This is a genomic window from Sphingomonas sp. UYP23, from assembly GCF_054059235.1.
Genome location: NZ_JBSSBX010000004.1, coordinates 1 through 23786 on the forward strand (window position 1 = coordinate 1; position 23786 = coordinate 23786).

A 23786-nucleotide genomic window follows, 5' to 3' on the forward strand; every position below is an offset into this window, starting at 1 on the left:
TGCTGGCGACGTGCTGATGGTGACAGCAACAGACCGTCTCGCCCGCAACACCCGTGACCTGTTGAACATCCTTCATGCGGTGAAGGAGGCCGGCGCTGGCTTCCGCTCGATCGCAGAGCCGATGGTGGACACCACCTCGCAATTTGCCGAGGTTATCATCGCCGTGCTGGGCGTTGCGGCGAGCTACGAGCGCCACCGGATTACCGAACGCACCGCTGCCGGTAGGGTCCAAGCCAAAGCCCGTGGCGTGAAGTTCGGCCGGCGTGCTGCCCTTACCCCTCACCAGCAGGCAGAAGCGCTACAGCGGCTCGCCGCTGGCGATACGCAGCGCACGGTTGCCGCCCTATTCGATGTCGATCAGTCAACGATATCGCGACTGTACCGAAGTGGGGCCTAATGCCAGTTATAGTGGAGTGCTGATTGGCGGCACAGTTTCGCAAAACCGGTTATTCCAGAGACCGTTCCTTGCGCGCGCGACCAAACATCAACCGGTGTTGGTATTCGGCCATCATGTTGAGATGAACGAGCGCCACGGTCGGGTCTGCGGCAAGCTCGGCGCGCTTCTGTTCTTCTGAAATCCGCTTTTCAAAATAAGCTGAATCGTCACGTTGCCCCACGTTCGTCCTCCAAATCGAAGAGTCCGTAATTCCACGAGCACGAGGAGTAGATTCCTGCGCGTGTTTGGAGTCAAGATGTCCAGCGGCGGCACAGACCGACAATAGAGATACGGCGCTAACGCATCGCAAAAAACGAAGGTGATGACCGTCCTTGGGCGTTTCCTACCGTTGTAAAAGGGAACCATTTCGCAACAACCGGGACGGCAGAAAGCGACCGAGGCTGTGTAAAAACGCGAGAATATGCTATGGTTTTCCCGAAATTGCGGGAGGCTTTGAGATGGGCCGTTTCGTTGAAGGGGAAGACCGCCGGCAGGATTTTCTGCTGCCTGCATCGCTTGATGATTACGTGTCTGAGGACAATCCGGTGCGGGTGGTCGAGGCCTTTATCGACGAACTCGATTTCCACGTGTTGGGTTTTGCCGGAGCGACGCCCGCTGAGACCGGGCGCCCGGCCTACCATCCTTCGACGATGCTCAAGATCTACCTCTACGGCTATCTGAACCGGATTCAGTCGAGCCGTCGGCTCGAGCGTGAAGCGCAGCGCAATATTGAGCTGATGTGGCTGACCGGACGTCTCGCACCCGACTTCAAGACCATCGCGAACTTTCGCTCCGACAATGGCCTGGCGCTTCGGGCGGTGTGCCGGCAATTCGTTATGCTGTGCCGATCCTTGGGGCTGTTCAGTCAGGCGGTGGTCGCCATCGACGGCAGCAAGTTCAAGGCGGTCAACAATCGGGACCGCAACTTCACGGCGAACAAGGTCGCCAGGCGCATCGAACAGGTGGACGCCAGCATCGAGCGCTACCTGGCGGCACTCGACCGGGCTGACCGTGAGCCCGGCGATGTCGCCGAAGCCAGGACAGATCGGATCAAGGAGAAGCTTGCGGGTCTGCGCCGCCACATGCAGTTTCTGGAGGAGATGGAGCGCCGGATCGAAGCGGCCCCCGACCATCAGGTCTCGCTCACCGACCCGGATGCGCGCTCGATGAACAGTAGCGGCCGTGGGACGGGTATCGTTGGCTATAACCTGCAGGCTGCCGTCGACACCAAGCACCATCTGATCGTCGCTCACGAGGTCGTTACCGAGGGCAACGATCGCGTTCAGCTCGTGCCGATGGGCCTTGATGCCAAGCACGCCATGGGGGTCGACGAGATCACCGTCATTGCCGATCGCGGCTATTACAACGGCGATCAGGTGCTGGCCTGCGAGGGGACCGGCGTGCTGCCGTGCATTCCCAAGTCGCATACCGCGATCGGCATCAAGACCGGCATGTTTAGCCGCCACGACTTCGTCTACGACGCCGAGCAAGATCATTACACATGCCCTGCGGGCGCGACGTTGACCAAGGCGACAGCCCGCTCCGATCGGCGCGACGACATGGATCAATATCGCAATCTTGCCGCATGCCACACGTGCGCGCTCAGGCCACGCTGCACGCCTGAAAAGGTAAAGCGCGTCATGCGCTGGAAGCATGAAGGCGTGCTCGATGTCATGCAGGCGCGGCTCGACCATATGCCCGATGCGATGATCCAGCGCCGAAAAACCGTCGAGCACGTGTTTGGTACGCTCAAATCATGGTCGAGTAGCGCGCATCTTTTGACAAAAACGCTCGAAAAGGTTCGAACCGAAATGAGCCTCTCGGTTCTCGCCTACAACATCAAGCGAATGATCCGCCTGTTCGGCGTTTGGTTCCTCATCTTGGCGATCCGCACCTGATCAATCGACTTCCAGCGGCCCCGACGCGGCTCGGACGATGCTCTGATCATGCCGTGCCGAAGCGTTTTTACACAGCCTCGACCAACTGCGGACCTCTGGGATGCACTGGGCCTTAGCCACGCCTAATTTGCGATTTACCATTGGTTCTGGCGGAACAGCGGAGCGGGCGGAACCCAATCGACTTGTGGAATAGACGTTTCTCTTATTGCGCTGCTGCCGTACGTAGCGAGCTGGCGTCGCGGGGGCGGTGCCAGAGAACTGGAGCCGTCAGTTGCGCCTGTGGAAGCTATCTTACGTGAGCGTGGCCACGGCTCCGAATGGAATGCTGGATGCAGACGTGCGAACAATCTGCGCACTGTCCCAACCTCATAACTTGCATGCCGAAATCACTGGAATTTTAACGTATCAGAATGGGCGCTTCGCACAATTGCTGGAGGGGCCAAAAACCGAGTTGCACGCGCTTATGAGCCGGATCGCCGTCGATACAAGGCACCATAGCCTAAAAATAATGGCGGATGGTCCAACCCACATTCGACGTTATGCAGACTGGTCGATGGCCTATCTTTATCCCCAGGATTTTGCGCGAAACCAGCTGGATGACTTTTTAGCTCAGACAGCAGATGTTACGGGTGCGTTTCGAAATTGGAGGGTGTAGACTCCGCAGTCTTTGGCCGGGGATCCGCGCGTGGATTTCCTTCCGGAAGAACCGGCATGCTTATTATGACCGCAACGCGCTTGAGAGCGGGAGTATACGATCCTCCGCACAGGATGGGAGGACTTGAGTGCCAAGGAACACTTTCTGTTACGGTAGCGTTTTGGCTTCAGAAGGATGCTATTGTGGCATCCGCCGATCGGAGGCTTTCCCATGCTTTGGACCATTGCCGTAATTCTCCTAATTCTCTGGGTCCTTGGGTTCGCTGTCCATATCGGGGGCGGCTTGATCCATCTTCTGCTGGTCGCCGCGGTGGTCGTGGTAATCTTCAACCTGGTGAGCGGCCGTCGCGCGGTATAGGTGGTCGCTTGATCTTACGTGTTTAGCAGCGCGGCGTCGGAGGGACGACCAATCCCTCTCTCGCCGTGCCGCTATCGCCTGTCAGCAATAGGCGTCAGCCGAACGAACGCTTTGCGCTGTTACGTTGATGCAGAACTTTTGATTTTTGCATCGCGGACGGCCAAAAGTGGGTGGGAAGCAGACGGACGGCTATTTAGCGACAGCAGCCTCGACGCGAAGCCGCTCGTTCGCCTTGGCGGGCGTTGCCCCGGTCTCTTTCCGGAACATACGGCCGAACTGGCGCGGACTTAGCCGCGCGGCCTCCCCCATCCGTTCGATCGGCAGCGGCTTCGACAGGTGCGCGCGCGTGAAGGCGAGCGCGATCCACATCTGGTCTGACTTGGGCCAGGACAAAAGAGCCGCTGGTTCATGCGTGAGGCTAATCCCGTCCTCTCGGAACCTATTGGATGCACGTTCTTACACGTTATTTTCGTTATAAATCTTGATTGTGCACGTTTTCTGGACTAAGTGATGCGCATGCCAAATGATATTCCGTCAAGCCGGCGCGATACGATTCTTGCCCGCCTCTCCTCTGGCCAACCGGTTCGTTCCGGCGCGCTTGCTGAAGAGTTCGGACTTTCTGAAGATGCCATTCGGCGAGACCTGCGCAGCCTAGCCGCAGAGGGCCTATGTCGCCGCGTCTATGGCGGTGCGTTGCCTGTCGTCGGGGGGGCTACGCCAATGGCAGAGCGTGTCGGCGCGGACGTGCACCGCAAGCAGGCGCTGGCCGACGCTGCCCTTGAGTTCGTAGAACCGGGCAGCTTCGTTTTCGTAGACAACGGAAGTTGTAACTTTGCCCTCGTCGACAAACTTCCGCCGTACCTCAATCTTACCATTGCAACGAGTTCGATCACGATCGCTGCTGCGCTCCAACATCGCGACGATATCGATCTCCTTGTGGTGGGCGGCATCATCGATCGCATGGTTGGCGGCGCTGTGGATGGAACGGCGCTCGACGCGATCTCGCGCCTCAACATCGACCTGTGCTTCCTCGGCGCGTGCGCTGCGTCCGTTGAAGGGGGCGTCAGTGCGTATGACCTCGCCGACGCCACCTTCAAACGCGAGCTGATAGCCCGTAGTCGCAGGACGATCGTCCTTGCAACGAACGACAAGCTCGGCCGACAAGCGCCGCACCGCGTCTGTAGCGTCGATGCCCTTACGTATATTGTGGTCGAGCACGACGCTGATGCCGACGTTGTACGCGACCTGACGGAGAGCCGCGCGACGATTGCGCATGCCGCCCCGCAAGCCCAGCCCTGATCCGAGGATATTATCCGTGACAAATCCCAGTTCCGGTGCGCGCCTCGCGACGCGTCTGGCCTTTCTCGTGTCGGGCTTCGGGCTTGCCTGCTGGGCTCCCCTTGTTCCACTTGCCAAGGACCGGCTGGCGATCGGAGACGCATCGCTCGGGCTGCTGCTCCTGTGTCTCGGTCTTGGCTCCGTCGGCGCGATGCAGTTCGCCGGGCCGCTGACATCGAAGCTCGGCGCACGACCGGCGATCCTTGTCGGCGGAATCGGGCAGGCGATCATGCTGCCCTTCCTCGCCTTCGCGCCAACGGTGCCCACCATGGCGGCCGCGCTCCTGTTGTTCGGCGCGTTCCTCGGCGTAATTGAAGTCGGCATGAACGTGCATGCGGTCGAAGTGGAGAAGCAAGCAAGCAAGCCGCTGATGTCCGGGTTCCACGGATTGTTCAGCGTCGGGGGCTTCGTCGGATCGGCGCTGCTGACCGCTGTCTTGTCGATGAAGATCAGTCCGATCGCCGGGGTCGTCACGGCATCGCTCCTGATGGTCGCGACGCTGGTAGTGGCCGCGCCCGGGCTTATTCCAACGCCTAAAAGCGAGGAGGCCCCGCTGATCGTGATCCCGCGCGGGATAGTGGTCTTGCTCGCGGCGCTCGCTGCCATCACCTTCCTAACCGAAGGCGCGATGCTCGACTGGGGTGGGTTGCTGCTGAGTAGCAAGGGCCTGCTGCCGGTCACCCAGGCAGGGCTGGGCTATAGCGTCTTCGCGGTGGCGATGACCGCAGGTCGCCTGACCGGCGACGCGATCGTCGCCAAGCTTGGAGATCGGCGTACTATGCTATGGGGCGGACTGCTCTCGCTTGTCGGCTATGGCGTCATGCTGCTGGCACCGGTCGCTTCGGTCGCACTCCTTGGGTTCCTGCTGATCGGTCTAGGCGCTTCGAACGTCGTGCCCATCCTATTCCGCCAAGCGGGCGCGCAAAACGTCATGCCGGCGGGCCTTGCGATCGCCTCGATCACGACCATCGGTTACGCCGGCATCCTCGCAGGTCCTGCCGGGATCGGCTTTATCGCGCAAATCATCGGCCTCCCCGCCACTTTCTGGCTGCTCACCGCGCTTCTGTGTCTCGTGCCGCTCTGCGCAAAGGCTGCGACCTCTGGCGGGCGCACGTCATGATCCTTCCCGACGCCGGTTTCCTTCATCGCCTCGCCGATCTTGCGGATGCCGAGACGATGCCTCGCTACAGCACCGACATCGCAGTCGATACCAAGGTGAAGGAGGGTTACACCTTCGACCCCGTGACCGATGCGGACCGTGCGGCGGAGGTCGCGATCCGCGCCGAAATTGGTGCGTGCTTTCCCGATCATGGCATTCTCGGCGAGGAACTCGGACTGACGGGAAGCGGGCGCTTTCAATGGGTGCTCGATCCGGTCGACGGCACACGCCCGTTCATTTGCGGTCTACCCGTCTGGGGGACGTTGATCGGGCTGACGGTCGACGGACGTGCCGAGCTGGGGATGATGAGCCAGCCCTTTTCGCGCGAACGCTTCTGGGCGGATCGCGACGGTGCCTGGACCGAGCGTGACGGTGTGCGCCGCCCGCTGGCAACGCGCGACGTCGGTAGCCTGAATTGCGCGATCCTGCACACCACCTCGCCCGAGCATTTCGGCGATGACCTCGCGCCCGGTTTCGCACGGTTGAAAGCGGCGGTGCGGATGATCCGCTATGGCGGCGAATGCTACGCGATGGCGATGATCGCCGCAGGCCGTATCGACCTGGCGATCGAACCCTCGCTCCAGCCATATGACATCGTTGCGCTGATCCCGATCATCGAGCGCGCGGGTGGTGTCGTCACACGCCTCGACGGAGGCCGGGCCGAGAAGGGCGGCGCAGTGTTAGTTGCCGCTACTTCGGCACTTCATGCCGAAGCACTGCGCATTTTATCATAGCGAATGTGCCGCAGATGAACCCTGTGAGAAGGCATCGGCGTTCTCGAAATCGAACAGATTTTGGGAAAGCTAAACCCGCAGGCGTCCGTCAGCGCGATCGAGGCGGCGAGGTTCCCGCCAGACGCTCCTTTGCGGGAAGGGTCGGCGTCTATCTGTCGTCCTTCGCAGCTGACCCATACGACCAGCTTCAAGGCCGGCGCGTAAATGCTTGCCTTGCCTCGCGCGTCCGGTCATGGTCGGAGCCGGGGTCAATAAAGCAACGGCTTGGTCGTAAGTCTCGAACCACGCTTCCAGCGATTGCCCGTGTGGCGTAGGAAACCGGGGCCGTACCACCTCGATTCCTGAGCGCTTAAGCTCGGCATCGAGCCACGGAAACCAATTCGTGTCAGGCCCTCCATACGCGCCGTGCAGCACGATAACGCGCGATACTACTTGCCCATGGTTCATTATCGTTCCTCGAAAACGGTGGGTATCGCCCATATCCTAAAGGCCGATATTGTTGCGCGCACCGCATGTAGCGCGGGACCTCGAAAGCGAATAGGCTGGTTTGCTCAGGCGCAAGCGGGGGCAATGCGATGCGGACGATTTCGATTCTGGCGCTGGGCGCGTCGCTAATGTTAGCAACGCCGCTCGCAGCACAACAGATCGCACCCGCCGTGGTCTCCGATCCCACGCCCGACCCCGCCCATCCTGCGGCGATCGCCGCGTTCGTCATCCCGTCGCACGGCGCGGGAATGAACGCGGTGCTGTACACCGCCACCGGGGCCGGCGCGCACCCGACGCTGGTGTTGCTCCATGGCTTCCCGGGCAACGAGCAGAATCTTGATCTCGCCCAGGCTGCACGTCGCTCTGGCTGGAACGTTCTGACCTTCCACTATCGCGGATCCTGGGGTTCAGGCGGAGCGTTTTCGTTCCTGCATTGTGAGGAGGACGCCGCGGCAGCCGTCGACTTTCTGCGCGCTCCCGCCACGGTAGCGAAATACGGCATCGACTCCGGCCATATCGCCGTCGCCGGCCATAGCCTCGGCGGGATGGTCGCGGCGCGCACAGTCGCTGACGATCCGACGCTCCTCGGTGCCTTCCTGATCGACCCTGTCGATTTCGCAGCGATCGGCCGCTCGTTCGTCGACCCGCGCGCAAAAGCGGCCTTCCTCGAAGGCGAAATCCGTGCCGACTTGCCGCCGCTTTCGGGCACGAGCGAACAGGCGCTGATGGCCGAGACAGAAAATGCCGGCCCTGCGCTCGATTTGGTGGCAACAGCCCCCGCGCTAGCTGGTCGGCCGCTAGAAATCGTAGGCGCGTCGCGCGGAATAGCGATGTTTGGCGGTGCGCTGGCAGAGGCCACCCGCAAGGCGGGCGCGCAGCATTTGCACGCCGAAACCTGGGAGACCGACCACAGCTTCTCCGACAAGCGCATCGCGCTCGCCGATCGGGTGGTGCGTTGGCTCGTTTCGCTCCCGGCCAAACATTGACTCACCAGTCGGTAAGATGCGGTGCCACCCGATCGAGCCGAACCAGACGCAAAAGCGTGGTCGCATCAACCCGGCCAATGAGAAAGCGCCGGCATTCCCAAAAGGGAAGGTTAAAGGCCAGCTTGAGCGCGACCTGGCAGGGCTTGGCTTCGCCTCGTTGACGATCGCCCGGCCGGGCTTGGTCGACGGCGAGCGGCAGGTCGTTAGGTCGGGCGAACGGCGCGCGGTCGAGCTGCTGACCACGTTGCGGCCCATCTGGCGCCGCTGGTCCGTATCAATCCGGCCACGGTCATCGCCCGTGCGACTCTGCATGCGGTATTGGTCGGCAATCCCGGCCAGGAGATCATCGGCCCCGACCGCCTTACCGGCTGAACGCGTGAGCCCCAAGTGAGCTGACTCTGATGCCGCGTTCTCGCAAACCAGCGTTGCACGGGAAAGAAGCGGCCTTGATCGCGGACGCCACAAGATGGTGGTTTGACGATCGGCCGCCTCTGGAGGCAGAGACTTATGGCGGTCATTCCTATCGGACGTTGATGCCAAGTTCGCTCAACAGCTGCCCTGCCTGCTCGCGAGATATGGTTGCGCCACGAAACAGGCTTGCGTCCACCAGTCGCAATCCGCCTAGGTCAGCCCCACGCAGATCGGCACCGTCGAAGCGCGAACCTGTCATGTTCGCATCGCGAAGGCTACACTCCTCGAAAATAGCTGCGCGAAAGTCGCACTTGTGCAGATCGGCTTGTCCAAAGTCGATCTTCTTCAAGGTTTGCTTGCGGAACGAGTATCCCGGCAGTTTGGCGTTTATCAAGAGCGTTTCATCGAAGCGAATATCGAGGGCTTTTGCCTCGGATAGGTCTGCACCCGTCAGTTTACATCGCTGGAATGTCGCGGCGGTGAGGGTTGACCGCCGCAAAACGCAATTGTTGAAGTCACTCGCCACGAAGGTTGCGTCGGTCAAATCAGCGCCGGTGAATTGGGCGAAAGGCCCACGGCAGGACCGCCAAGTCGCGCCCTCCAATCTCGATCCGGTGAAATCGGTACGGCGCACATTGCACCGCTCGAACGTCCAATGCGCTAGGTCTAACCCAGCGAGTTCGACCCCCTCAAGATCGCAATCGATCAGATGGGACGGTGACGATAATGCGCACAAACGCTCGATCTCGGGTCGCGACAATGCCTGCTCACGAACGGAGCGGCCGGAAAATAGATCGTTCATCTGCCTCTCTTAGCCGCTTATCGGTTGAGCAAGCAGTCGCTTAGCCGAGGCGATAACGGTCCACGCTTCCGCGGCGAGAGTTCGCAATATGCTAGCTCGCCACCAGCCGAACAGACCTACAGGCACGCATGGCGCAAGCCAGGTTAGCAAGACCCAAACTCCACCTTGCATGAGTGCCTACTCTCTTGGGATTATCGCAACACGCGTGAACCATATAGTGAGGTAGCTGAAACGAACGACGGCTCTCTGGCAAGCGCTCAGCGCCAAGAATGGCGACATGGGGCGGTTTCTGCCATTCCCGAAAGGGAACGTGGAGCGGGAAGGCGTAATGCGGGAGTGGTTCCATCGTCTCCAAACGAGCCGCTCTGATGATGGCTTGAACGGCAGGTTTCAGGATCGCGCACGTACAGACTGAACGACCGGGTTTGCGGCGCTAGCCGACCGGCCGCTTTCCTCGCTGATAGCTGCTGTCGCAAAAGGGAACCCTTTTGCAACAACCGGCACGGCAGAAAGCGCCCAGCGGACATTACCGCATCAATCTCGACCAAGCTTGCTGGTGATCTTGTGCTTACGCTGATCGCAGCGAACAGTCATCGAGAATTGAGCAACGCTTCCGCAGCGGCCTCGCGCGAAGCGGCTGAAATCTTGGGATCGGCCATATTCTGAGCGTGTGCATGCCAGACTCCGTCGAGCGCCAAACGATTCCCAAAACTCGCCGATCCACTACAATGTCGAAAACGTCGGTGCTGCCAGCGAGCGGCGTGAACGTGATAAGCATGCAGTCGCCCTGGTGAAAATTACAGAGGTTGAGAGGACGTTACGGAATAGCCCGCGTTTCAGATGCGATTATAGATCCGCTTTTCAAAAAGCCCTGAAATCCGCGATCGGCCGCGCGTCAAATTTTTGCATCATCGCATGCCAAGATTCCACCGTTTCGAGCGTGATGCAAAACTTGTGATTTTTGCATCAAACATGGCTGGATTCAATATGTTCGATCACGCGGCTAACGGAGACGGGCAGAGACGGATTACGCGTTTCGTTAACTTAGCAATTCTATAGCGGTGCATGACCAGACGCCAAGAATTTAGACCAGGCGGTTCGAACCTTTTTAATCCGCTCCGTGGCACAGCGCCCTTACCCGACGCTGTGTATCGCGAGCTTATCGATATGCTGTTCAGCATGGCGGTCCCAGTAGTATTCATGGGGATGGTCTTTATAGGCGTGACCGCCCTGGTTGCATGGCAGTGGCGCGATCCCGTCGTCGCGAGCCTTTCGGCACTCGGAACGATCGTGACCATGTTCCGGCTGCTCGTCATCCGCGACTATCGGGCCCGTAATGTTGCCGCCGGTGAGATAACCGCCACCAGGCGCTGGGAGCGGGGATATGCGATAGGCAATTATGCTTTTGCGCTCCTTCTCGGCTTTTTCAACGTACGAATGCTGGTTTCCCATTTGCCGCTGGTCCACATGATCGCGGTCAGCCTTGTGTTCGGTTTTGGCGCTGGTCTTGTCGCCCGGATTTCAATCCGACCGTTGATCTGCGTGATAAGCTTGTTGCTGGCAGTCGTGCCGACGGTGATTGGCCTTTCACTGCATGCGCTTATGGACGACGCGAGTCCGCTGCACAGTGAGCTGTTCACGATCGAGGCGCTACTGATGGCGACCACCGCCATCCTCAGTCTACACAGCGTAAATCATCTCTATTGCACGATGGTGGCGCATCTTACTGCCAAGCATGATCTAAGTTTCCTTGCCCGACGCGACGCGCTTACCAAGCTCCCCAATCGGCTATGGTTGCGCGAAGCGTTCAAAGAAAACTTTGCCGCAATGGCAAATACGAAGTGCCATATGGCACTTCATTTCCTCGATCTTGACGGCTTCAAGGCGATCAATGATTTACACGGACATCCCGCGGGCGACGCCGTGCTGCGCGAGGTGGCGGACCGATTGCTGGCGACCGTCCGCACCGGGGATACGGTGTCCCGCCTCGGCGGAGACGAGTTCATCGTGCTTCAAACTATGATAGCACAGAAGAGCGAAGCCGAGATGCTCGCCCGGCGCATCGTCAAAAAATTGAGCGCCCCCTATTTGTTTGAAGGAAAGGAATTGCGGATTTCGGTCAGTGTGGGAATTGCAATCGCCCCGCGCGACGGGATCGACCTCGAACGCTTGATCACCTGCGCCGACACTGCGCTGTATCTCGCCAAGGCCCGCGGCAAGGGACAATTATCCTTCTTCGATGCCCACTTGTCCGAAGCCGAGGTGCAAGCGGTCGCTTCGGCTTGATTCTGCGCCGGGTGAGAAAATCAGATCAGAGGTAGCTATTCCCCGGCGCTGCTTAGCAAGGCTCAGCGTGCCCATTCCCTCGGATGATGATGCAAAGCTTTGGTTTTTGCATCAGGAAAACATTGATTTTGTGGATTCATGTCGAGGTAGGGCTTGCGTCATTCCTTTCGCAAGTGCAGCATGGCGACGCCTTTCAGGCATCCTCTCCTAACACTTTAGGGCCCGCTCACGCGGGCCCATTTTTTTGTTGATGTACGCAACGCTTCGTGCCGTTCGAAAGGGACCCTTTTGCAACACATCGGCTTTCAGGTGCGGCAGCGGTAGGCCGGAGCAGCGTAGTTTGGGGTCAGCCGACCTACGCTGTCAGATTCCGGCGCGCCATTTCGTGTGCGGCAAGCTTCCCCAATGCGCTGGTGGCCGCCTCTGCGAATATGTCATAGAGATCCAAGAGGTCTTCGTCATGCAGCGCCACGATTGAGGCTTCGATCTCGCTAACTTTTTTCAGAGCGCGCGCGCCGCGATCGGCCCGCCATTTAGGTCTGGTTGTCAGCATCGGTCACTCATAGCATCGATGTTGCCAGGACTGAACCCAGCGGCGATCCCGGCCTTCTCGAAAGGAAAACCGTAGCCAGCATGGGAGCCGGGGCAGGGGCGTTGCGGCCCATGCAGAATTATTTTCCAAAATGTATTAGCGCTTGGCTTTTCTCAAATGACCGGATGGCGGCAGAGAAACGAGAACGCGGCTTTGCCCTACAAGGTTGTCGGCCGAGGACGTACCAAGCCCCCGGCTGTATTTTCTCGATCAGCAGGGATCAGCGCGCCAATGATCAGGCTTGTCGCGATCCTGAAGGTGGCGAACCCGTGCGACATGTACCGGGCGGTACCCATCCGCGCACGCCTTATCCTTGGCGGCTTTTTGCGTGGAGTATGAACCGTTGTCCTTGCCATTCGCGACGATAGTGAAATGGGTGGTCGCTGCGTTCTGGTCCGTGCTCTTAGGTCTATGCTCGATGTAAGCTGCGGTCATCTTTCTCTCCTATCCGCACTTTGGTGTATGTTATGGATGCGGAACAAATAAAATGGGCCAGCCGCTCGTTTTGTTCGATGCCTACGGTGTCACCAGACCACGTGAACAACTTGTAAAAAAGTTGTCGCGAAACTCCTAAGTTTTTGCGACAGCGGCCCGATCTATGCGTTTGCTGGCTTGCTGTCAGAGGTGGCCCGGCAAATCTGGACAGGGTGCTAAGTGGAGTTTCTGCCTGAAGGCGGCCAGCATGGCTGCCGAACAGGAGATGAGAAGAGGTGGTTCTAGGAATCTGAACAGCGGGGATAAGTGGATTGCCGATCTGAGAGCGGCCATGCTGGCCGCGAAGAGGAGGCAAGATGAGCAAGCGACCCCGCCGGAACCACAGCCCGGCATTCAAGGCCAAGGTGGCGCTGGCTGCCGTGGGAGGCGAGAAGACGCTGGCCGAACTGGCGCAGGAGTATGAGGTGCACCCGAACCTCATTAATCAGTGGCGGTCCAAGCTGCTGGAGGGGGCGTCAGACGTGTTCGGAGCGGTGCCGGCAGCGAGCGAACCAGCGGTCGATATAACGGTGCTGCACGCAAAGATTGGCGAGCTGACGCTGGCGAACGATTTTTTGGCCGGTGCGCTCGGGAAGGCCGGTCTGTTGCCGAGCGCAAAGCGATGATCGACCGTGACCATGAGCTGCCGCTGGCCCGTCAAGCGCAGCAGCTCAAGATCAGCCGCGGCAGCATCTACTATCTCCCGCGGCCTGTCTCGCCGGCCGACCTGTTGATCATGCGGCGGATCGATGAGCTTCATCTGCTCTATCCGTTCGCCGGCAGCCGGATGCTGCGCGATCTGCTCCGGCAGGAAGGCGTGGTCATCGGGCGACGGCATGTCGCGACGCTGATGAAGCGAATGGGGCTCGAGGCGATCTACCGCCGTCCGAACACGTCGAAACCGGCGACGGGGCACAAGATCTATCCGTACCTGCTGCGCAAGCTGGCAGTGATCCGGCCGAACCAGGTCTGGGCGACGGATATCACGTACATCCCAATGGCTCGCGGTTTCGTCTATCTGGTGGCTATCGTCGATTGGTTCACCCGACGGGTGCTGGCCTGGCGAGTGTCGATTTCGATGGATGTCGCGTTCTGCGTCGCTGCGTTGGAGGAAGCGCTCGCACGGTACGGCAAGCCTTCCATTTTCAATAGCGACCAAGGCTCGCAATTCACCAGTGTGGCCTTCACCGCCGTCCTGCACCGCGAAGAGATAGCAATAAGCATGGATGGCAAAGGGTGCTGGCGGGACAACGTGTTTGTTGAGCGCCTGTGGCGCTCGGTGAAATACGAAGAGGTGTACCTCAATGCCTACGCCTCGGTTCCCGAAGCCCGCGCCGGCATCGGTCGATATCTCGCATTTTATAACGGCGTCCGGCCACATTCAGCCCTTGGCGCCAGAACACCGGACCAGGTATACTTCGACCAGCCGCTTCTCGCAGCGGCATGATCAACCCGCGGTAGTCCACTTATCCAGACCGCGAGCCTGTTCAGACAAGCGGAGCCACCTCTGAGATGACGAAGCGAACACGCCGGAACCACAGCCCGGCCTTCAAGGCGAAGGTGGCCTTGGCTGCCGTGAGGGGCGAGAAGACGCTGGCCGAGCTGGCGCAGCAGTTCGACGTTCACCCGAACCAGATCACGATCTGGCGCGGCCAGTTGCTGGAAGGGGCAGCAGGAGTTTTCGGGTCGGACGGCCATAGTGAACCGGCCGAGCCTGCGATCGACGTAAAGACGTTGCACGCCAAGATCGGCGAACTAACGCTGGTGAATGATTTTTTGTCCGGGGCGCTCGGCAAGGCGGGACTGTTGCCGAGCGCAAAACGATGATTGACCGTTCGCACGCATTGCCGGTGACGCGGCAAGCGCAGGAGTTGGGGATCAGCCGCGGCAGCGTCTATTACCTGCCGCGACCGACCTCGGCTGCCGACCTCGCGATCATGCGGCGGATCGACGCGTTGCACATGGATTTCCCGTTCGCTGGCAGCCGGATGTTGCGCGACCTGCTTGCCGCCGAAGGCATCAAGGTCGGCCGGCTGCACGTCTCGACGCTGATGAAGAAGATGGCGATCGAGGCGATCTACCGACGGCCGAACACCTCGAAGCCGGCTCCAGGGCACAAGATCTACCCCTATCTGCTGCGCAAGCTGGCGGTGACGCGGCCCAACCAGGTGTGGGCGACTGACATAACCTACATCCCGATGGCGCGCGGCTTCGTCTATCTGATCGCCATCGTCGACTGGTTCAGCCGGCGGGTGCTCAGCTGGCGCTTATCGATCACGCTGGAGACCGACTTCTGCATCGAAGCTTTGGAGGAAGCGCTGACGCGCTTCGGGGCGCCGGAGATCTTCAATACCGATCAGGGCAGCCAGTTTACCAGCATGGCGTTCACCGCCGTCCTGCACCGCGAGAAGATCGCGATCAGCATGGACGGACGCGGCGCCTGGCGCGACAACGTGTTCGTCGAGCGCCTATGGCGCTCCGTGAAATACGAGGAAGTTTACCTGCGGGCCTATGGCTCGGTCGGCGAAGCCCGCGCCTCGATCGGCCGTTACCTGACCTTCTACAACGGACGACGCCCGCACTCATCGCTTGACCGCAGGACGCCCGATCACGTCTACTTCAGCCGGCCGCTTCTCGCAGCGGCATGAAACCGGCGGACGCTCCACTTAGCAATCGCGCCGAGCTGTTCAGATGAACCGAGCCACCTCTGTCGTCGCAAAAGTCGGTTGCTAAAGTCTATATTTCTGATACAGTTTTGCGACATGTTGATTGGCTATGCCCGTGTATCGACCGACGACCAGGACCTCCGCCTGCAGCGCGCCACGTTAAAGGACGTCGGGTGCAAGCGGACCTTCGAGGAAAAGGTGTCCGGGGGGAGCCGTGATCGGCCGGAGCTGACACGCTTGCTCGACCAAGTCCGCGGCGACGACATTCTGGTGGTGACACGCCTCGACAGGCTTGCACGCTCAACCCGCGATTTGCTCGACATAGCAGAGAAGCTGAAGGAGGCAGGGGTAGGACTGCGATCTCTGGCTGAGCCTTGGGCGGACACGACATCGCCCGCTGGACGCATGGTGCTGACCGTGTTCGCCGGCATCGCTGAATTCGAACGCGAGCTTATCCATGACCGCACCAGCAGCGGGCGAACGGCTGCCAAAGCCCGCGGAGTGCGCTTTGGCCGTCCACCTAAGCTCACGGTCGACCAGATCTCACTCGGCGAACGATTGGTGGGGGAGGGCACCTCCGTTCGCGAAGCCGCTAAGCTTCTTAAGTGCCATCATGCGACCCTCTATCGCGCGCTTGCTCCCTTGGTAAAAACCTGATGCCGATCCGTCCCGAACAACGCTGGTTTTACCCAATCGATTGGCCTCAACTCTCGGCGACAATCCGTTTCCAACGCGCGAAAGGGCGTTGTGAGCAATGTGGGCGCCCTCACGGCCGCGACGTATTGCACCTTGGGGATGGCCGCTGGTTCGATGACGAGCGTAAACATTGGCGCAACGATAGCGGGCGGCGTGCGCGAGGTCTGCCCGCACCCCACGCCTTGCTACCTCACCAGCTCTGCTTTGAGGATCTGGCGACGCCGGCAGTTTCGCCGCCAACAACGCGCGTCGTGCTCGCGAGCGCTCATCTGGATCACAATCCCAGCAACAACGATCCAGCAAATCTCGCCGCACTGTGCCAGCGATGCCACCTGGCACATGATCGCCCGGAACATCGTCGCCAGCGCTGGTGGACGCTCTTTCGTCGCCGTTCGATGGGCGATTTGTTCCTTGGCCTATACCGCTAAGGCGCGCAAAAATCGAGGATATGATAAGATGTAGCGGAGCTTAATTCCTTTCAGCCCCTTGCAACGACCAAAAACGTGTGTACGTACGCTATTGTCAATACAGGAGTCCGCGTGGCGTTCGAGTGGGATCCCGAAAAAGCTGCTTCGAACCTCGTCAAGCATGGTGTGTCGTTCGAGTTGGCAAGAGAGGTCTGGAACGATCCATTCCACGTTATCATTCCTGATCGCATCGCGGGCGGAGAACAGCGGTGGCACGCCCTTGGTTTGGTCGGGCCGGTTGTCGTGCTCGTCGTCGTCCACAGCCACCCTGATCCGCACAACGAGGATCAGACACGTATCATCAGCGCCCGAAAGGCGACGAGGCAGGAAAGGCAACGCTATGAGCAAGAAGGCGCTTAGCCCCGAATTGCAGGACCAGCTCGACACGCTCGCGGCGCTGCCGGAGAACGAGATCGATACTGTCGACATTCCCGAAGCTCCCCCGGAAGCCTGGCTGCACGCGCGCCGGCCCGGCCTTTATCGCCCGGTGAAGAAGCCCGTCACGCTTCGGCTCGATGCCGATGTCGTGGCTTGGTTCAAGGAACATGCCCAGGATCATGGATATCAGACCGAAATCAATCGGGTGCTCCGCCGCTACGTGTCGGACGCACAGGCCTAACACAAGCTTTGACGCCTGGGAAACCCGCACAAAGGCATCAGCCGCCAACCGGCATCACAACAGTCTCGGGGGTTGCGACGCTCGCTGAAGCGTCGCAGCGCTGCCTACGAGCGTAGATGCCTGAAGCGGTAACTTCCCTTGGCGGCTCGCATCGCCTTTGTGATGGCCCTGTTGGTCCCTTCGAGATCGAAACGCTCCGGATCGAACTTACGACCAGCCCACCGCCGTACCGCCTTATGTTCCTCGTGCTCGGGATCGAGCCAGGCTTCGAGGAAGTCAGCGTAGCCGGAGTACCCTCCCACATCCTCGGGCGGCCCGGATCTTACACCCTCAATGCATCGGGGATAGCTGACATCCGGATCACGCATACGGCGACGGAGCATGATCCGGTGATGCCAATCGTCGCCATAGTCGTACACGTACAAGGCTTGGAGGCTCGCGTCCTCGCCGTAGGGGAAGCTGAGGTCCTGCATGCGCATCTCGCCCGCCTCGATAGTACGGGGACCATATGTGTCGCCATCATCGAACTCGGGCGCGCCGATCGTCAGTCCGCCGACATTGAAGCGATGCAGGTGGCTATCGGTCCAGCCGAACGCCGCCTGCAAAACCTCATGGAACTGCGCAAAGTTAAGATTGACGGGCAACTCCAACGTGCGCTCGATCCTAGGCTCGATGCCAAGAATGTAGACATTCGCGGTGATGATGAAGCTGTCTGGGTCGAAGGGATCTTGCATGGCCCAAATATGCCCCAGCCCTTCCTGATCGGCAATGTTGGCTCGCTAGGCCAGCGTGCCGCACGCCGTTATGCCCAACCTGCGAGTCTGGCAGAAAGGTAGACCTTTTCCCGACTCAATCACTGGGCACATGTTCGCAACAGATCATTGACACGGCTTTCTGCCCTACCGTGCTGATCGCCCATACCGTATCATGCTTCCATGCTTACCGACTTCACCATCTGGTACGCCGCGCAGGCGGAGCCAGTAAAAATCGCGTTGATCGGCGCCGTCATCACGCTTTGGTGCGCCCTTTTTGCCGGTGCCCTGTCGGTCATGGTCGCTTGGGTGCAGGGTCGCATCGCCCATCGGGCGGTCACGGCGCAGGAACGGACAATATATCTTTCCCTGATCGAGCGAAGAGCGGTGTGGCTGGATTATGCGATCACGACCTGGAGCGCATGGATCGATCAACAGGAACACCGGATCGAGGCGATAGTGACCAACCAGTCGCTACCCACCGATGAACCACTCCGGGCGATCGGCAACTGCCGGCGCGAGGCACGGTGGTTATTCGGGCCCGAGGTCGACGCCTTCCTTCAACAGCTTGAAGTCGCGGTGCGCGATTATTCGGCCAATAGGATGGCGGTGAGGGAACTGGGCCTGCTCGAACCCGCTGAACGCCAGAAATTTGATGGCTCAGAGAGGGAGCAGGCGTTTCAACGGTCCCTGATGCGAATGACGACGCTGCGCGCAGATCTCTCCGACAAGACCCGCCCATATCTCTTTGTAGGCGACATCCGAGCCACCAGCCTGCCCTGACTTTGAATTCAAGCAGCTATACGCCGACGATCGAGACGATATCGCGTGCTCGCCGAGCACGCCAAATGATCTGTTGCTCGGTAAAATCGGCTCCGCCACATCACTCGTCTCGATCTGACGAACTAACTTACCAACGGCATGATTTCCGCGAGCATGTCAGACGGTATAGTCACTCGGGCGCTGTGAGAACGCGTTAGCGACTCCCGATTCGACATCGGCTTTACAGCGTAGGTTAGTCGCATCTCAATAACGGATGTGCTAGTCCGCGTGCCTGTGATGTTCAGGGTGAGTTTCGAAATCTCTGCACCCCGTCTGGAAGGAAAACCACATTGACTGACGAGACTACAAATACCGTTGAACTTGCTACCGAATTAACGATGGCATGGCTGTCTAACCCGAATACGCGCACGTCGGCGGAGGATGTCCCGGCATTCTTGAAGTCCATGCATGACGCTGTTATCGGCCTCTCGACTGCACCAGCTCAAGCTCCCGCCGAGGAAGCTGCTCCTGAATTTACCGCCGCGGTCACTGCGCGGAAGTCGTTGGCCAATCCGGATGTCATTATTTCGATGATCGACGGTAAACCCTACAAGACGCTGACGCGGCATCTCTCCACCAACGGTTTGACGCCTGCCGAATATCGCGCGCGCTATGGTTTAAAGGCGGATTATCCCATGACGGCGCCGTCCTACTCGGCAATGCGTCGTGATATGGCGAAGAAGATCGGTCTTGGCCGAAAGCCCGGACAAAAATCTGCTGTGAAGGCCGAGGCTGCCAAATCGGAACCGAGGCGCGGTCGGCCCGCGAAAGTGGTCGATCCTGCCTAAAGCGACAGGCGGCGAGCGTGATGGTCATGGTCGCCGCCGATTACCCATGCCGCGGTAGGGACCGAAGTCGGCCATCGGACGGAGAGCGAACTGCTAAATCAAAACCCGTTCCACCTCGTCCAATGTCACGTCGTCGGGGCGTCGATCATAGAGCTGGGTGGTGCGGGTTGATGCGTGGTTCGCCATCGTCGCGGCCCGCTCCAATGTCCCGCCGTTTTTCAAATAGGCAGTAATCCCGGTTGCCCGAAATGAGTGGTTGCCGATCGCTGTCTCAATGTCGGCCGCGACGGCGCGACGGCGCACCATCTGGAAGGCATTCGCCTGCGGCAGAGGCGTATCGCTTAATCGCTTAGTGCCCCGTGCGATCGTGCGGAACAAAGGCGCTTTTCGATCCTCTCGCAATTCACAGCGGTCGAGATAGGCGGTGAGATACTCCTCGAGATTATGGTGACACGGCATCTCGTGACGCTTGCCGCCCTTCTCATGCAACCGCACCCAGAGTCGCCGGTTCTGCACGAACACATCCTCGACGCGCATCGCCAGCGCTGCACCGATCCGCGCGAACGAATAGACCATCAACCCGATCAGCGCCCGATCGCGAAGCCCAGCCGGCGTCGTCACATCGATCGCATCGAGCAATCGCCGCGCTTCATCGGGTGCAAGGACAGGCGTCTTGCCGCGCCGGACGCTGTGCGCTGGACCACGCACCGACGCAGCCGGGTTCACCGGCACGACTTGGCCCGTCACTAGCCAGTCGAACAGGTGACGCACGCCAGCGAGCCGCTGCTTGACGGTCGGCGCCGAAACCTCATTCCCGAGCTGCTCGACCCAGGCAGCGACATGCAGCGGCTGCACGCCTGCGATCGATGTGACGCCGCGTGCGTCACACCAGCCTAGAAACTCACCGGCTGCCCGCGCATAGGCGCGGCGCGTATGCGGATTGCGGATCGTGACTGCAAAAAACTCCAGGAAGCGGCGTTGGCTGCGTTCGTCTGCCGATGCCACCAGCGCAGGCAGCACCAGGGCCGGCGTCGCCAATGCAATGGTCTGCATCATGACGTGACAGCCGGGGCAGGGCGCTCATAAAGCGTGACGACGCCGGGTTTGTCGGCCAACGCGGCCCCCCAGTGCTCGAACGGCGCGACTGCCGGCAGCCCGACCGGCAATATCGCCGTCAGCTCTGGCCAGATCCTTTCGGTCTCGGCTACAGTGAATAGCCTGCTGGTATCGCCGTCGTCGACCTCGAGCGCGAGCACGAACATTTCGCCGTCCCCGGTCGCTGCCACACCCGCGACCACGCAGCTGATCGCCGCCCAGGATATCGAGCGATCCCAACCCGAGATTGCAAGTACCACGCCGGCTTGGGATACAGCTTTGACAACGTTGCGTGCTGCAAGGCTAGGCGACATGCGTTGTTCTAGCACAGCGGGACGCCGCGGATCGTGGCGTCGCCCACCAGGACTTTGGCGGTGCCAGGTCCAACAATTGTGTTCACGCGGCCAAGTGCGGTTTCAAGCGCATCGCCTGGGAAGGTAATCTCGACGACATGCGAATTGGGCACGGGGAGGCCATCGGCGTCGATGACGATCGGTCGTGGGACGAGCTGAACGCGATAAGGCATCCAGCGAATCTAGCGCGCTTTCTACATCTGATAAAGGACATTATCATATGTAGAAGGGCCTGTGAATCCTGTAAGCAACGCTACCAACACCGCTCGATCATCGCCATTCCGCTCGACTGTATCAGCCCCGCGCAGTTCGAACGAACCGCGTCACGCCGAGCACATGCCTCTCCACTTTAGCGGGGCAAGTCCAACATCACTGGATAGAATGGCTTGCCACTTGCCTCGACCGTCATTCATGAGGTGGTAGTAGCCACGCTGGGCGAAACAATCCGTAAGGGCGAATCATATCAGGATTGACGGCCTTGAATAGAACGGCTGTCCCCCGCTGGTCGATAGCGGCTGCAATTAGCTTTGTGGCGGCACTGCTAATCTTACTCGTGCTCTTGTTTGGCTGGCCTATAATTCGGCCAATCATTGCCGGGAGGCTTTCCGCAGCACTTGGCCGAACAACAACAATCGGCTCCCTCGAACGGCGCGGCGGAACCCTGCTTCGTCCCGCTCTCGTGTTGGAAGATGTGCATGTCCTACAACCGACTTGGGCCGGATCGGGCGATATCGCCTCAGTCCAAAAAGTCGTCATCGAATTGCCGCTGCTGCCGCTGCTAGCCGGCCGTGTTCGCCCTGACTCGATCGCTGTGACGCACCTCCACCTGAGGCTTTCTCGCGCCTCCGATGGACGCTTGAACTGGACTGATCGCAGGCATCCTATCGGACCGCCCGTGCTGGGCAACCTCAGCATCGCTGACGGGCAGCTCGATGTCATAGATGCCAAATCCGCTCGCAAGCTTTCGGCACGCTTCGCCCTCGACGGCTCGGGTTTTCGGCTCTTCGGCAGGGGCCAGCTTGGTCAACGGCCGCTGACGCTCATGGCCAGCGGCGCGCCGATTAATCCTGCTCGCCCGGCCGCTCCCTGGCGATTCCATGTCATGCTGTCCTCGCCGAGGGTAGCAATCGATCTCAACGGCGTCGCTGATCATCCTCTCGACTTCGATCATTTCAGGGCTCGCCTCGCTTCGCGCGGACACGATTTGCACGACCTCGATAAAGTGATCGAGGCAGGATTGCCGGGAACGCAACCGTTTGTGGTGCATAGCGAGATTCGCCACGACGCGCCGAATTGGTTGTTGAATGGGGTCGCCGGCACACTTGGGCGGTCCGACATCGCCGGGAGGATCGATGTAAGCAAGCCAGATGAACGTAGCCTCGTCAGTGCAACACTCACCGCACAGCAACTCGATTTCCGAGACCTGTCTTCCGAAGAAGGACAGGCCATTGCCGCTGTGCATTCCCGGCTCTACGGACCTCGGCTGCTCCCGGAAACCGCCATTCACCTGGAGCATCTTAGGAACACCGATGCCACGGTGCATTTTGTTGCCCGTCGGCTGCTGTTCGCGAAGCCATCGCCGTTCGTCAGCCTAGCGGGAACAGCGATTCTCGATCATGGCGTGCTCACCGTCCAGCCGCTTGTCGCCGGTCTCGTCCACGGACAACTAACGGGCATGGCGCGTGTCGTTCATCGCAGGGGGCAACCGCTTCTCTCGCTCAACCTCAGGCTAATCAGGAGTCGGATTGAAAACGTCCTGATCAAGCCAACCGAAGCAGTCGGTCCGCTGCGGGGTACGATCCGGCTGACCGGCGAAGGTCGTACCGTACGCGCCGCCATCGGCCGCGCCAATGGCACCGTCGCCCTGGTTGTGGAGCGAGGAGCCCTTCCAACCGGCACGGCCATGTTAGTCGGGCAGGACGCTGGTGGTCTTCTGGCCGGAAAAGGGCGCGTCGAGCTTCGGTGCGCTATCGCCCACTTCTCCGTTCGGCAGGGAATCGCCATGCCTACACCGCTGCTGATCGACACTGCCGTCAGTCGAGCCGACGCATCCGGATCAATCGACCTATCGAACGAACGGATCTCATTGAGCTTGGCAGGACGCCGCAAGGGAGGCAGCTTAGTACGGCTCGCGGGACCGTTGAAGGTGACCGGCATCTTGTCAAAGCCAGCCATTGGGGTGTCGCCTCGTGCCAAGTCGCCAAAAAGTATCTTTAAGGCAATAGGCCGCGCTCTTTTCGGTAGCGGAGATGATCCTCCAGCCCGAGACGCCGATTGCGCACGTCTCGCGGAACATGCCCTGCGATGATGTCCGTCGAACTATTTTGAAACTACCAACGTTGGGTCTTTAAACCGCCGCACCGATCGTTGCGCAGTAAAGAATTGGCATCAACGCAAGATGCGTGGGGTGCGGGTAACGTCGGGTGCAGAGCAGGGTTTGAAACTGGACGCTATTTTGCCAATTTTCCTGAATGTTCGAGATCACATTGTCGCAACGTTCGGATCGGCATATTGTTCGGCGACATTCGGTCGGGATAACTGGACCGCCTCGTGGGGAGGGTGCGCAAATCGGCGCCTCATGACGAGGCGCCGTTCGTCTGCGTAGTGATCAACGCAAGGATGCCTCAACGCTCGTAAAACATCCGTCGCTTTGGCATGCAGCTCGACTAAATCACATTTTACCCGAGCCCATCATGTCAGGGTGCATTTTCTGCATGGCCATGCACTTCCGATTCTTCATCATCATTTTTTGCGACATGGCCTGACACTTTTTCATCGACATCATTTGAGATTTAGAGATTTTCGCGTCATGATCGCCAGCCATCATAGGCTCGTTTTTCATTTGGGCGAGCGCTGGCATGCTGCCGGCGAACGCGAGTGCAATTGCGCCGAGAATCAGTGTTTTCCGGGTCAT

27 protein-coding genes are annotated in these 23786 nt (G+C 59.8%); 17 read left to right on the top strand and 10 right to left on the bottom strand.

Going from position 1 to position 23786, the window contains the following annotated elements; all coding sequences use genetic code 11:
- On the top strand, positions 1–397 hold a 397-nt coding region (locus tag ACVWYO_RS24400; protein ID WP_457355651.1), incomplete at its 5' end, for a recombinase family protein.
- A 49-nt stretch (positions 398–446) separates the two neighbouring features.
- On the opposite strand, the gene ACVWYO_RS24405 is transcribed toward ACVWYO_RS24400, so the two are convergent.
- The gene (locus ACVWYO_RS24405) at positions 447–617 is read right to left on the bottom strand and encodes a hypothetical protein (RefSeq protein WP_457355653.1); all 171 of its coding nucleotides are present in this window, start codon (positions 615–617) and stop codon (positions 447–449) included.
- A 277-nt stretch (positions 618–894) separates the two neighbouring features.
- On the opposite strand from ACVWYO_RS24405, the gene ACVWYO_RS24410 reads away from it, so the two are divergent.
- The 3 genes from ACVWYO_RS24410 (at position 895) to ACVWYO_RS24420 (ending at position 3346) form a co-directional block, all read left to right on the top strand.
- On the top strand, positions 895–2334 hold the full coding sequence (locus tag ACVWYO_RS24410; RefSeq protein WP_457355655.1) for an IS1182 family transposase: 1440 nt from the start codon (positions 895–897) through the stop codon (positions 2332–2334).
- A gap of 247 nt (positions 2335–2581) precedes the next feature.
- The gene (locus ACVWYO_RS24415; RefSeq protein WP_457355657.1) at positions 2582–2989 is read left to right on the top strand and encodes a BLUF domain-containing protein; all 408 of its coding nucleotides are present in this window, start codon (positions 2582–2584) and stop codon (positions 2987–2989) included.
- Positions 2990–3199: 210 nt separating this feature from the next.
- A complete protein-coding gene (locus ACVWYO_RS24420) occupies positions 3200–3346 on the top strand; it encodes a lmo0937 family membrane protein (RefSeq protein WP_133190578.1) in 147 nt (48 codons plus the stop codon).
- Positions 3347–3535: 189 nt separating this feature from the next.
- Here the strand turns inward: ACVWYO_RS24420 and ACVWYO_RS24425 are convergent, their stop codons facing one another.
- Positions 3536–3715: a hypothetical protein gene (locus ACVWYO_RS24425; protein WP_457355660.1), complete on the bottom strand. Its 180-nt coding sequence runs from the start codon at positions 3713–3715 to the stop codon at positions 3536–3538.
- Positions 3716–3856: 141 nt separating this feature from the next.
- On the opposite strand from ACVWYO_RS24425, the gene ACVWYO_RS24430 reads away from it, so the two are divergent.
- From ACVWYO_RS24430 to ACVWYO_RS24445, 4 genes are all read left to right on the top strand, one after another.
- Positions 3857–4645: a DeoR/GlpR family DNA-binding transcription regulator gene (locus ACVWYO_RS24430; protein ID WP_457355662.1), complete on the top strand. Its 789-nt coding sequence runs from the start codon at positions 3857–3859 to the stop codon at positions 4643–4645.
- 16 nt (positions 4646–4661) lie between these two features.
- Complete coding sequence (locus ACVWYO_RS24435) at positions 4662–5804, top strand: MFS transporter (protein ID WP_457355664.1); 1143 nt, start codon at positions 4662–4664, stop codon at positions 5802–5804.
- Entirely contained in the window at positions 5801–6577 is a 777-nt protein-coding gene (hisN, locus tag ACVWYO_RS24440; RefSeq protein ID WP_457355666.1) for a histidinol-phosphatase, read from the top strand. Before ACVWYO_RS24435 ends, hisN begins: the two co-directional genes overlap by 4 nt.
- A gap of 575 nt (positions 6578–7152) precedes the next feature.
- Entirely contained in the window at positions 7153–8049 is an 897-nt protein-coding gene (locus tag ACVWYO_RS24445) for an alpha/beta hydrolase family protein (RefSeq protein ID WP_457355668.1), read from the top strand.
- A 520-nt stretch (positions 8050–8569) separates the two neighbouring features.
- Here ACVWYO_RS24445 and ACVWYO_RS24450 read toward each other — a convergent pair.
- Entirely contained in the window at positions 8570–9262 is a 693-nt protein-coding gene (locus ACVWYO_RS24450) for a pentapeptide repeat-containing protein (RefSeq protein WP_457355670.1), read from the bottom strand.
- 1167 nt (positions 9263–10429) lie between these two features.
- Here ACVWYO_RS24450 and ACVWYO_RS24455 point away from each other — a divergent pair.
- Complete coding sequence (locus ACVWYO_RS24455) at positions 10430–11548, top strand: diguanylate cyclase domain-containing protein (RefSeq protein ID WP_457355672.1); 1119 nt, start codon at positions 10430–10432, stop codon at positions 11546–11548.
- Between the two features lie 355 nt (positions 11549–11903).
- Here ACVWYO_RS24455 and ACVWYO_RS24460 read toward each other — a convergent pair whose 3' ends face one another.
- Together ACVWYO_RS24460 and ACVWYO_RS24465 are read right to left on the bottom strand one after the other, a co-directional pair.
- Positions 11904–12101: a hypothetical protein gene (locus ACVWYO_RS24460; RefSeq protein ID WP_457355674.1), complete on the bottom strand. Its 198-nt coding sequence runs from the start codon at positions 12099–12101 to the stop codon at positions 11904–11906.
- A gap of 249 nt (positions 12102–12350) precedes the next feature.
- Positions 12351–12575 (bottom strand): hypothetical protein, encoded by a 225-nt coding sequence (locus tag ACVWYO_RS24465; protein WP_457355676.1) that lies wholly within the window; start codon positions 12573–12575, stop codon positions 12351–12353.
- Positions 12576–12931: 356 nt separating this feature from the next.
- Here ACVWYO_RS24465 and ACVWYO_RS24470 point away from each other — a divergent pair.
- From ACVWYO_RS24470 to ACVWYO_RS24490, 5 genes are all read left to right on the top strand, one after another.
- Positions 12932–14061, top strand: a protein-coding gene (locus tag ACVWYO_RS24470; RefSeq protein ID WP_457349017.1) for an IS3 family transposase whose coding sequence is annotated in 2 segments (ribosomal slippage) — positions 12932–13193 and positions 13193–14061 — 1131 coding nt in all. Because the reading frame shifts where the segments join, the coding sequence is not laid out codon by codon here.
- A gap of 65 nt (positions 14062–14126) precedes the next feature.
- A protein-coding gene (locus ACVWYO_RS24475; RefSeq protein WP_457355678.1) for an IS3 family transposase occupies positions 14127–15262 on the top strand; the annotation gives its coding sequence in 2 pieces (ribosomal slippage) (positions 14127–14393 and positions 14396–15262; 1134 coding nt in all).
- A gap of 114 nt (positions 15263–15376) precedes the next feature.
- On the top strand, positions 15377–15937 hold the full coding sequence (locus tag ACVWYO_RS24480) for a recombinase family protein (RefSeq protein ID WP_457355680.1): 561 nt from the start codon (positions 15377–15379) through the stop codon (positions 15935–15937).
- A gap of 578 nt (positions 15938–16515) precedes the next feature.
- Positions 16516–16803 carry a BrnT family toxin gene (locus ACVWYO_RS24485; RefSeq protein WP_457355682.1) on the top strand — a complete coding sequence of 96 codons (288 nt, stop codon included), beginning with the start codon at positions 16516–16518 and terminating at the stop codon, positions 16801–16803.
- A complete protein-coding gene (locus tag ACVWYO_RS24490; protein ID WP_457355684.1) occupies positions 16784–17062 on the top strand; it encodes a BrnA antitoxin family protein in 279 nt (92 codons plus the stop codon). The genes ACVWYO_RS24485 and ACVWYO_RS24490 overlap by 20 nt, the downstream gene beginning before the upstream one ends.
- Positions 17063–17166: 104 nt before the next feature.
- Here ACVWYO_RS24490 and ACVWYO_RS24495 read toward each other — a convergent pair whose 3' ends face one another.
- A complete protein-coding gene (locus ACVWYO_RS24495; RefSeq protein WP_457355686.1) occupies positions 17167–17796 on the bottom strand; it encodes a plasmid pRiA4b ORF-3 family protein in 630 nt (209 codons plus the stop codon).
- A gap of 201 nt (positions 17797–17997) precedes the next feature.
- Here ACVWYO_RS24495 and ACVWYO_RS24500 point away from each other — a divergent pair, with 201 nt between their 5' ends.
- Together ACVWYO_RS24500 and ACVWYO_RS24505 are read left to right on the top strand one after the other, a co-directional pair.
- Positions 17998–18597, top strand: a complete 600-nt coding sequence (locus ACVWYO_RS24500) for a hypothetical protein (RefSeq protein ID WP_457355688.1) — start codon at positions 17998–18000, stop codon at positions 18595–18597.
- Between the two features lie 329 nt (positions 18598–18926).
- On the top strand, positions 18927–19424 hold the full coding sequence (locus tag ACVWYO_RS24505) for a MucR family transcriptional regulator (RefSeq protein WP_457355690.1): 498 nt from the start codon (positions 18927–18929) through the stop codon (positions 19422–19424).
- Positions 19425–19517: 93 nt separating this feature from the next.
- Here ACVWYO_RS24505 and ACVWYO_RS24510 read toward each other — a convergent pair whose 3' ends face one another.
- From ACVWYO_RS24510 to ACVWYO_RS24520, 3 genes are all read right to left on the bottom strand, one after another.
- Positions 19518–20480 carry a tyrosine-type recombinase/integrase gene (locus ACVWYO_RS24510; RefSeq protein ID WP_457355692.1) on the bottom strand — a complete coding sequence of 321 codons (963 nt, stop codon included), beginning with the start codon at positions 20478–20480 and terminating at the stop codon, positions 19518–19520.
- Complete coding sequence (locus tag ACVWYO_RS24515; protein WP_457355694.1) at positions 20477–20686, bottom strand: hypothetical protein; 210 nt, start codon at positions 20684–20686, stop codon at positions 20477–20479. The genes ACVWYO_RS24510 and ACVWYO_RS24515 overlap by 4 nt, the downstream gene beginning before the upstream one ends.
- A gap of 155 nt (positions 20687–20841) precedes the next feature.
- Entirely contained in the window at positions 20842–21045 is a 204-nt protein-coding gene (locus tag ACVWYO_RS24520) for a hypothetical protein (RefSeq protein ID WP_457355696.1), read from the bottom strand.
- A gap of 356 nt (positions 21046–21401) precedes the next feature.
- On the opposite strand from ACVWYO_RS24520, the gene ACVWYO_RS24525 reads away from it, so the two are divergent.
- Positions 21402–23180, top strand: a complete 1779-nt coding sequence (locus tag ACVWYO_RS24525) for an AsmA family protein (protein WP_457355698.1) — start codon at positions 21402–21404, stop codon at positions 23178–23180.
- 363 nt (positions 23181–23543) lie between these two features.
- On the opposite strand, the gene ACVWYO_RS24530 is transcribed toward ACVWYO_RS24525, so the two are convergent.
- The gene (locus ACVWYO_RS24530) at positions 23544–23786 is read right to left on the bottom strand and encodes a hypothetical protein (RefSeq protein ID WP_457355700.1); all 243 of its coding nucleotides are present in this window, start codon (positions 23784–23786) and stop codon (positions 23544–23546) included.

Coding starts and splice junctions, on each gene's coding strand:
- ACVWYO_RS24410 (WP_457355655.1), top strand. CDS start 895: ATGGGCCGTTTCGTTGAAGGGGAAGACCGCCGGCAGGATTTTCTGCTG.
- ACVWYO_RS24420 (WP_133190578.1), top strand. CDS start 3,200: ATGCTTTGGACCATTGCCGTAATTCTCCTAATTCTCTGGGTCCTTGGG.
- ACVWYO_RS24425 (WP_457355660.1), bottom strand. CDS start 3,715: ATGTGGATCGCGCTCGCCTTCACGCGCGCGCACCTGTCGAAGCCGCTG.
- ACVWYO_RS24430 (WP_457355662.1), top strand. CDS start 3,857: ATGCGCATGCCAAATGATATTCCGTCAAGCCGGCGCGATACGATTCTT.
- hisN (WP_457355666.1), top strand. CDS start 5,801: ATGATCCTTCCCGACGCCGGTTTCCTTCATCGCCTCGCCGATCTTGCG.
- ACVWYO_RS24445 (WP_457355668.1), top strand. CDS start 7,153: ATGCGGACGATTTCGATTCTGGCGCTGGGCGCGTCGCTAATGTTAGCA.
- ACVWYO_RS24450 (WP_457355670.1), bottom strand. CDS start 9,262: ATGAACGATCTATTTTCCGGCCGCTCCGTTCGTGAGCAGGCATTGTCG.
- ACVWYO_RS24455 (WP_457355672.1), top strand. CDS start 10,430: ATGCTGTTCAGCATGGCGGTCCCAGTAGTATTCATGGGGATGGTCTTT.
- ACVWYO_RS24460 (WP_457355674.1), bottom strand. CDS start 12,101: ATGCTGACAACCAGACCTAAATGGCGGGCCGATCGCGGCGCGCGCGCT.
- ACVWYO_RS24465 (WP_457355676.1), bottom strand. CDS start 12,575: ATGACCGCAGCTTACATCGAGCATAGACCTAAGAGCACGGACCAGAAC.
- ACVWYO_RS24480 (WP_457355680.1), top strand. CDS start 15,377: ATGTTGATTGGCTATGCCCGTGTATCGACCGACGACCAGGACCTCCGC.
- ACVWYO_RS24490 (WP_457355684.1), top strand. CDS start 16,784: ATGAGCAAGAAGGCGCTTAGCCCCGAATTGCAGGACCAGCTCGACACG.
- ACVWYO_RS24495 (WP_457355686.1), bottom strand. CDS start 17,796: ATGCAAGATCCCTTCGACCCAGACAGCTTCATCATCACCGCGAATGTC.
- ACVWYO_RS24500 (WP_457355688.1), top strand. CDS start 17,998: ATGCTTACCGACTTCACCATCTGGTACGCCGCGCAGGCGGAGCCAGTA.
- ACVWYO_RS24510 (WP_457355692.1), bottom strand. CDS start 20,480: ATGATGCAGACCATTGCATTGGCGACGCCGGCCCTGGTGCTGCCTGCG.
- ACVWYO_RS24515 (WP_457355694.1), bottom strand. CDS start 20,686: ATGTTCGTGCTCGCGCTCGAGGTCGACGACGGCGATACCAGCAGGCTA.
- ACVWYO_RS24520 (WP_457355696.1), bottom strand. CDS start 21,045: ATGCCTTATCGCGTTCAGCTCGTCCCACGACCGATCGTCATCGACGCC.
- ACVWYO_RS24530 (WP_457355700.1), bottom strand. CDS start 23,786: ATGACCCGGAAAACACTGATTCTCGGCGCAATTGCACTCGCGTTCGCC.